The sequence below is a fragment of the uncultured Methanobrevibacter sp. genome, assembly GCF_902770715.1.
Lineage (GTDB): Archaea > Methanobacteriota > Methanobacteria > Methanobacteriales > Methanobacteriaceae > Methanocatella.
Window position 1 is genome coordinate 1 of record NZ_CACXTS010000048.1, and the last position, 8,153, is coordinate 8,153.

The 8,153-nt window shown below is 32.6% G+C and carries 10 protein-coding genes; 4 read left to right on the forward strand and 6 right to left on the reverse strand.

Translation table 11 applies throughout. The features are described 5' to 3' along the window. Positions 1-128: 128 nt before the first annotated feature. Complete coding sequence (gene nadA / locus QZU81_RS09870; protein WP_295591575.1) at positions 129-1,046, forward strand: quinolinate synthase NadA; 918 nt, start codon at positions 129-131, stop codon at positions 1,044-1,046. Positions 1,047-1,110: 64 nt separating this feature from the next. Here the strand turns inward: nadA and QZU81_RS09875 are convergent, their stop codons facing one another. The 3 genes from QZU81_RS09875 to QZU81_RS09885 form a co-directional block, all read right to left on the reverse strand. Next, positions 1,111-2,076 carry a hypothetical protein gene (locus tag QZU81_RS09875; RefSeq protein ID WP_295591576.1) on the reverse strand — a complete coding sequence of 322 codons (966 nt, stop codon included), beginning with the start codon at positions 2,074-2,076 and terminating at the stop codon, positions 1,111-1,113. Positions 2,077-2,168: 92 nt separating this feature from the next. Continuing rightward, the gene (locus QZU81_RS09880) at positions 2,169-2,438 is read right to left on the reverse strand and encodes a DUF5750 family protein (RefSeq protein WP_295591577.1); all 270 of its coding nucleotides are present in this window, start codon (positions 2,436-2,438) and stop codon (positions 2,169-2,171) included. Continuing rightward, positions 2,428-3,429 carry an alpha/beta fold hydrolase gene (locus QZU81_RS09885; protein ID WP_295591578.1) on the reverse strand — a complete coding sequence of 334 codons (1,002 nt, stop codon included), beginning with the start codon at positions 3,427-3,429 and terminating at the stop codon, positions 2,428-2,430. Before QZU81_RS09885 ends, QZU81_RS09880 begins: the two co-directional genes overlap by 11 nt. Before the next feature lie 74 nt (positions 3,430-3,503). Here QZU81_RS09885 and nucS point away from each other — a divergent pair, with 74 nt between their 5' ends. Beyond that, positions 3,504-4,286, forward strand: a complete 783-nt coding sequence (gene nucS / locus QZU81_RS09890; RefSeq protein ID WP_295591579.1) for an endonuclease NucS — start codon at positions 3,504-3,506, stop codon at positions 4,284-4,286. Here the strand turns inward: nucS and QZU81_RS09895 are convergent. Further along, positions 4,283-4,762, reverse strand: coding sequence for a hypothetical protein (locus QZU81_RS09895; RefSeq protein ID WP_295591580.1), 480 nt, complete (start codon positions 4,760-4,762; stop codon positions 4,283-4,285). The two genes, nucS and QZU81_RS09895, sit on opposite strands and share 4 nt — an antisense overlap. Positions 4,763-4,852: 90 nt before the next feature. On the opposite strand from QZU81_RS09895, the gene QZU81_RS09900 reads away from it, so the two are divergent. Beyond that, the gene (locus tag QZU81_RS09900; protein ID WP_295591581.1) at positions 4,853-5,551 is read left to right on the forward strand and encodes a zinc ribbon domain-containing protein; all 699 of its coding nucleotides are present in this window, start codon (positions 4,853-4,855) and stop codon (positions 5,549-5,551) included. Between the two features lie 49 nt (positions 5,552-5,600). Next, entirely contained in the window at positions 5,601-6,428 is an 828-nt protein-coding gene (locus QZU81_RS09905) for a carbon-nitrogen hydrolase family protein (RefSeq protein WP_295591582.1), read from the forward strand. 13 nt (positions 6,429-6,441) lie between these two features. Here the strand turns inward: QZU81_RS09905 and QZU81_RS09910 are convergent, their stop codons facing one another. Together QZU81_RS09910 and QZU81_RS09915 are read right to left on the reverse strand one after the other, a co-directional pair. Beyond that, the gene (locus QZU81_RS09910) at positions 6,442-7,290 is read right to left on the reverse strand and encodes a HEAT repeat domain-containing protein (RefSeq protein ID WP_295591583.1); all 849 of its coding nucleotides are present in this window, start codon (positions 7,288-7,290) and stop codon (positions 6,442-6,444) included. Between the two features lie 73 nt (positions 7,291-7,363). Further along, on the reverse strand, positions 7,364-8,153 hold a 790-nt coding region (locus tag QZU81_RS09915), incomplete at its 5' end, for an SDR family NAD(P)-dependent oxidoreductase (protein ID WP_295591584.1).

Sequence of the window (8,153 nt, forward strand, 5' to 3'; positions counted from 1 at the left end):
AAAGAGATAACTTTTGAAGAAAGCAAAGTGAAAATATCATTTTGGGTAAAAGATTATAATAGTAAAGATAAATATAAATTAATAATCACAAATGAAATTAGAAAATATACACAGAATGGGTGAAAAAAATGAATAGTTCTATTCAAGCCGAAATTTTAAAACTAAAAGAGGAAAAAAATGCAATAATTCTTGCACACAATTATCAGCCAAAAGAAGTACAGGAAATTGCAGATTTCCTTGGAGACTCTCTAGAGTTATGTATAAAAGCTTCTGAAATCGATGATAAAGATTTGGTCATCTTTTGTGGTGTAGACTTTATGGCCGAAACTGCATTCATACTGAATCCTGACAAAAAGATTGTAATTCCAACTTTAGAAGCGGAATGTCCAATGGCACACATGTTGCCTGAAGAAGAACTATTAAAAGCTAAAGAGGAACACCCTGATGCAGGAGTTATCCTTTATGTGAATAGTATCGCTGAAGCAAAACAGCATGCAGACACTTTATGTACTTCAGCTAATGCGGTCAAAGTTACTGAAAGCCTGCCTCATGATAAAATTTTATTTGGTCCTGATAAAAACTTAGGAACACATGTGGCTGAAAAAATCGATAAAGAAATCATACCTGTTCCTAAAGATGGTCATTGCTATGTCCACAGATTATTCCATGTTGAAGATGTTGAACTTAAAAGAGAACAATATCCTAATGCAGAAATCATTTGCCACCCAGAATGTGATATTAAGGTTCAAGAAGCATGTGATGTTGTGATGTCCACTGGAGGAATGTTGAGACACATCGCTGCAAGCGATAAAGAAGAATTCGTTATTGGAACTGAAATCGACATGATTACAAGAATCAACTCAGAAGTTCCTGGCAAAAAATTATATCCATTGCTTGAAGGAGCAATCTGTAAAACAATGAAACTTCATACACTGGAAAAAATTAGAGACTCCCTTGTTAATGAAGCTCCAGAAGTTACATTACCAAAAGATGTCGCTGATAAATCCAGAAAAGCAGTTCAACATATGCTTGACGCTTCAAAATAGCTAGTTTTAACTAGCTTTCACTTTTTTTATTTTTTTACTTTTTCAAAAAAAATAGCCTTATTGCCTAAAACTGTTTTAAAAAGGACACTATTTCCAAACCGATTTCTGTATAATCATATTCTGAATAAAAACTTTCTTTATCAGTGGAGGTAATTATTTTTAAATCATTTATTACTCCTTTTAATGGCAGAATATCTCTTTTCGTATTGAAAGCAAAATAATCCTCGATTCCCATAATTAATGCTTTTGCTTTAATATTGGATAATTTATCATAAACATCATATTCAAAAAAGCATTTGTTTCTTGAGTTGAAATCATAAATGTCCATGAACAGCAATTCATCAACATAATCATCTACCAATACATCAATTTCATCATTAGATAACTCATTGAAAACTTTTTCTGAATAAAAAGTCATGAACCTTAATTTTGCAATCGCTACAATCAGATTAGATACGGAAATAGAATATTCCCCAGTATAAAAATCCTCACAGGAATCAATCATCGATTCTATAGTCTTAATCATAACATAACGCTGACCATAAGTTTTATATGTGGAATTTAAAATAATAATGAATTCCATTTCATCAGGATAGTCGCAGGCCCAAGTATAAACCTCAAATCCGCCAGTACCTTCACCCAGAAGTCCCAATACTTTTTTAATGCCGAATTTTTCAGATAGAAATTGCCTTTTAAAATTAACCCTATCCTTAATAGTGTATTCCGGGAAATTATTCTTCAAACCTGTTGAAGAAGGAGAACATGAATCGGGAGATCCAAGAGAAGTGATTTTAATAAGAAAATATTCATCTGGACACTCAGCATATAAGATATCATGAAATTTTGATAAAATAGAGTGGCCTCCTTTAATTGTTGGAAAATAAACAATTGCATTTATAATATTCCCTTCATCATCATATTTTGGATGCCCTGAAGTTGCATATTCAACATTTACATTTTCCAAAAATCTTCCAGATTCAAATTCAAAAGAGTCCATGATATGATTACCATGTTCGATGTGCTGATTCATTTTATCACTAATAAATAATTATTCCATTAACTATTTAAAGATAATTATCAAAAAAATATAAAGATATAAAAAATATATTACATATAGTTCATTTACATATCCTCTAAAAAACTGGATAAAAAAACATTCATTTCAATTTCTTCGCGAGCTATAAAATCATCCAATCTGAATTTGGCAACATCACTTCGAAAAGGGTAGAGCTCATCATCAAAATACATCTTAATCTTAAAAACACCCTCCTCAATCAAGGTTTCCTCATCAAGATTATTGTTTAGAAATTCCATCTGATCGAAAGATAAACCATAGGCACAATACTCGACAAAGTTATCATCATCACAATAATTAGAAATCTTAACTTCCATCAAATTCACCTAAAAACTCATTTAATTCATCAGACAGGACTTCCAATTCATTGAAACATAAATGTCCCAAATCAGAATCAACAATTACCAATTTTGAATTTTTAATCATTTCAGACATTGGAACTGCATCCAACTCTGGCGGAAAGTGAGGGTCCTGTTTGCAAGAAATTATCAAAACATCAGAGGTTATCCTATCCAAATCGTCTTCAACATCAAAATACATGCAGCATTCATTGCAATACTTTAAATCATAAATGTCTGTTTCAATGCTCTCATTTCCAAAGTTTTCAAATTCCGCAGCCAATTCAACATTGGACATTTCCCTTAATGCCCTTTTAGAAAGACCAAAATTAAATTCTGCTAAACTGGCTATTCTTAAAGTTCTAAGTAACGAGTAAGTCAACTCACCTTTATTGTAATCTGGATCAGATTCTATAATCTCATTTACAAATCTTGAAAGGATGAAATCATGACCTGCGACTTTATAGCTGCTTACACCGCAAATAATGAAATCGGCAAAATCAGGATATTCAATTGCAGAGGTTAAGCAAACAAATCCCCCCATTGAAACACCAATCATTCCTAAAACATGGCCAATGTTGAATTTTTCGGCCAAAAATTTCTTTTGGAAATTCACAACATCCCTGACGGAATATTTTGGAAACTTGTTTTTCAAATCAGTTGTGGACGGGCTACAAGAACCTGGAGAGCCCAATGCAGATAAAGAAATGAAGAAATATTTATTTTCATCGAAAACATCATTTTTCCCAACTAATGGGGCTATTTTTTTCATTGATGCATAATTTCCCAAAGAGCCATGGCAATATATGATTGCATTTTTTATAACTCCTGCATCATCATAAATGGGAGTTCCGAAAGTCATGTACTCAACTTTAACATCGTTTAAAATCGCGCCGTTTTCAAATTCAAAAGAATCCAACGTGTAATATTCCTTTTTATTTATAAAATATTCTTCATCGTAAATTGTCATTCCTCCAGATAATGAGATTACATATAGTAATTGTTTAAAAAAATATTTAAATTAAACTAAACAATGTTATTGTGATGAAATATAAAATTTTAGAAAAGCCTAGTTGTGAAGACGCATACGATTTGGTTCAGGAAGCTCTACGTAAAAAGGCGACAATCGTCATTTTCGCCTGTTGTAAAGTTAATTATGAAGGACGAGCATTGAGTGAACTTAACTGGGGAGAACGAATAATAATGATTAAGCCAGACGGGGCATTTTTGATTCACCAAGAAAAGAAAGTTGAACCTGTTAACTGGCAGCCACCTAAGTCAAGAACCAGAAGCTATATCAAAAACGATAACCTATTTTTAGAAAGTCACAGGAGAACTCCAAAAGAACTATTAACTGCTGAAATAAGACAGATCCAATTTATAAGCTACGCCAATATTGAAGACTTTGAAGAACTTGAGCAAGCAGGATATGAAAAAGATATGAGCGATATGATTATGGATAAACCCCACATTATTGAAGAAGGCTTCACACCAACCACCAGAGAGTATAGTGTGGAACATGGATTTATCGACATATTGGGGAAAGACAGCGACAATAACTTAATGGTTCTTGAGCTAAAAGCACGTAAAGCAGGGGTTGCAGCTGTAAAACAACTCAGAAGATATCTTCAAGACTTGGAGAATACTGACAATGATTATCTAAAAGAATGTAAAGCTCAAAAAAAGAAAATACGAGGATTGCTTGTTGCACCATCAATAATGGATGATGCTTTAGAGCTACTTGAAGAGGAAGGTATTGAGTTTGTCAGCGTGGAACCTCCCCGTGAGTTAAAAAGAGATAAAAAAGTAACATTAGATGCATTTTAGTCTAATGCATCTTCAATTTTTTTCAATTCATTATTGTAATAGTTTATTGTGAACAGATTGGCGGGTGTTGATTTGGTCACATGACAATCCTTTTCCAATTTATAGATAAGATAATCTTCGCCGTTAAGAGGAATGCTTTCACCATCATCCAATAATTCCAATCCTTCTAATTCTTTTAAAATGTTTTGATATTCTTTTTCTTCAAGTTTGATGACTTCTTCTAATTCCATGTCCTGAACTTTTGGATTTAAATGGAGTGCAATAGCTACAAACCCATTAACTATTTTATCAGATGAAGAAAATTTTGTATTTCTAATTTCTTCCATAGAAAACTTAACATGAGTTAATGTATTTTTAGTAGCCGGAATTTCACTTGATAATCCAATCTGATTGATTTCATAAGAATTTTCCCATTTTCCTATAGTATATATCGCATAATTTATATCATCAACATTAATCATTTCATCGTCAGCCATTATATCACATTTATAAATATATTTTTATAATAATAAAAACATTATTATAAATATTATAACTAATAAAATTAATTCAATGGAGGTTAGTTTGTGAAAAAATGTCCTGAATGTGGAAATCCGAGTTATGATGGTGCTCCAGTCTGTGGGAATTGTGGATTTAAATTCCCTAAACAAAAAGTTGCTGCGCCTAAAGGAGAAGATATTTTCCAAAAAGAGCGCAAAGAGAAAAAAACTTCCAATGAAGATAGTATATTAAATATTATAAAACAAAAGAAACTTATTATTGGAATAATATTGCTTATAACTTTAATTGTGATTTGTGGTATTGTCCTTACCGGATCTAATAATAAATCCTCACCAATTCAAACTACTGCTGATGTAGGCGAATTTAGTGCAGGAGACTTTTCATTCAAATACCCTAAAGGTTGGAGCGAAGTAAATGAAACTGATGATAGCCATCCAGGAGCTAAATTTTTCAGAAATAATGAAAACACTTCTATAGAGTATTATAATGTTTCAACTCAACATACATCCCTTAAGGAAGTAACTCAGGAAAGAATCAGTTATGCACAAGAAACTGGATCTTTTGTAGAGCTTGTTGAAACAATTACTTTAGACGGTAGAAATGCTTCAAACATTATTTTAGAAAATGCTGACGGAGACTACACAAGATTTGTTTCAATGTTTAGTGATGGTGAATTATATGTATTTAAGATTAGTGGAGATTCCATTAATTCAATTACATCTAATGAAATCAATGATATGATAAATAGTGCAGATATTGCATAGGTATGATTTTAATCATACTTTTTTTTCTATTTTTTTATAAGTGTTTAAAATGACAAAAATTAAACTTTCACTTTGCCAAATGAATGTTATTGACAATAAAGAAGAAAATATTAAAACTGCTAGTTTGATGATTGATGAAAGTGTATCTAAAAATGCTGATTTTATAGTATTGCCTGAAATGTTTAACTGCCCATATTCAAATGACAAGTTCATTGAATACGGAGAAGAAGAAAAAAGCAGTTATACATTGAATAAAATTTCACTTTTAGCTAAAAAGAATAACATTTATATTCTTGCAGGATCAATTCCCGAAAAAGAGAATGGCAAATTATACAATACAAGTTATCTTTTTGACAAAGCCGGAAATATAATAGCCAAACATAGAAAAATGCATCTTTTTGACATTGACGTCAAAGGAAAAATAACATTTAAGGAGTCTGATGTGCTCACGGCAGGAGATTCATTTACTATTGCCGAAACCGACTTTGGAAAAATCGGCATTGGAATATGCTATGATATACGTTTTCCGGAACTTGCAAGAGTCATGGTTGAAAATGGTGCTTTAATCCTATTTTATCCAGGAGCATTTAATATGACAACCGGACCTGCACATTGGGAATTATTATTCCGTTCACGAGCTCTGGACAATCAGGTATTTTGTGTTGGCGTTGCACCTGCATTAAACAAGGATGCCAGCTACCACAGCTTCGGACATTCAATTATTGCAAGCCCATGGGGTGAAATAATAGCCGAAGCTAGTGAAAAGGAAAACTTAATTTTATGCGAAATTGATTTGGATGAAATAAAAAAAGTAAGGGAAGAGCTTCCGCTTTTAAAAAACAAAAGGGAAGACCTTTACGAAGTTATAAAAAAATAACTGTTGGCTAATCTCATTTCAATTTAGCCAATCTTTTTTCAAAGTAAGGCAATTTTTTTTCATTATCCGCAAATACCTCAATTGCAGTTTCGATTACTCTAACCTCATTTTCATAGTCATTGTCTTTTCTATATAAAACACATAAACGTTTATATGCTGCATCTTTAGGCTGTTTTGCTTCAACATAACGTTCATATTCTTTAATAGCTTTTTGAGGATTAGTCTTTTCCATTTCTTTAATTGTGCTCATTGGAATAACTTTTACTATTGACTCCCCAGATGCCTTTGCCTTTTGCCTCTTTTCGGCTTTTTTAATTGCCTTATTACATGATTTTTTAAAGTCCTTATCATCTTCTGATTTTCTAGCATCTTTAATTAATTTGATTGCCTCATCAGATGCCAAGTCACCTAACGCCTGAATGGCCGCTAGCTTTACACCCCAATCATCATCTTCAAGACATTTTGCAATAGTATCCAATTCATCTTCAGCTTGAAGTTCACCTAAAGCGCGTACAGCAACTTTTCTAACACCAAAGTCTTCATCTTCAGTTGCTTTAACAAAATAAGGAATGACTTTTTTATCTTCAGTTTCTTTAAGTGCAAAAGCCAAAAATCTTTTATCCTTGCCTTCAGCATTTTCAAACTCTTCAATTAATCTGTCAACAGCTACATCACCCATACTGCCTAAGATTTCAGCAGCTTTAAATCTGACTTGTGCATTATCATCGGTAGTAGCTTTAATCAATGGTTCAATAGCGCTTTCATCATTAATTCCAACTAATGATTCAATAGCTTCTTTTCTAACTTTAACATCATCATCAGATAATTTGTTAATAGCTTCTTCAAAACTTAAATTTGACATGATATTAAATTAGATTTTAAGAATATATAATCTTTTAAAAAAAATAGAAGAAATAAGAGAAAAAATCTCTTATTTAAATTGCAGTCCATCCACCGTCAATACAGATTAATTGACCGGTACAGAAACTGGATGCGTCGGATGCTAAGTAAATAGCAATACCGTCTAATTCACCAGGTTTACCTAAACGGCCAGCAGGACAGTATGCTGCAATAAGATCCATGAATCCAGGTAATTCGATGGAATCTACGGTTAATTCAGTTTCAAATACAGCAGGACCGATTGCATTTACGGTAATGTTGTATTTAGCCCATTCTACAGCTAAGTTTTTGGTTAAGTTCATTACTCCACCTTTTGCTGAGGAGTATGCACTAATTCCTCCTCCTGGGAAGATTACTCTGGAGTGGATTGAACCAATGTTAATGATTTTTCCGTATTCTTGTTCAATCATGATTTCTCCAACAGCTTTACACATGTAGTAAACACCACTTAAGTCAATGTGAATGTGTCTTTCCCATTCTTCATTGCTTTGATCTGTAACCATTTTGTTGTTACCCATACCAGCTGCGTTAACTAAAATATCGATTCTTCCGTATGCATCCATAACTTTTGCAACAGCTGCGGTGATGCTGTCATAATCACCAACGTCACATACAGCATACATTACTTCAGTTCCGTATTCTTTTTCGATTTCAGCAACGTTTTCTAATAATCTTTCTTCTCTTCTTGCGAATAATGCTAATTTAGCACCTTGGCTTGCGTATGCTTGTGCAATTTGCCAACCAAGACCTGAAGAAGCACCAGTAATTACTGCAACTTTGTCTTTAATATCAAAATAGTTTTTCATGTTTTTTACCACCTTAGGC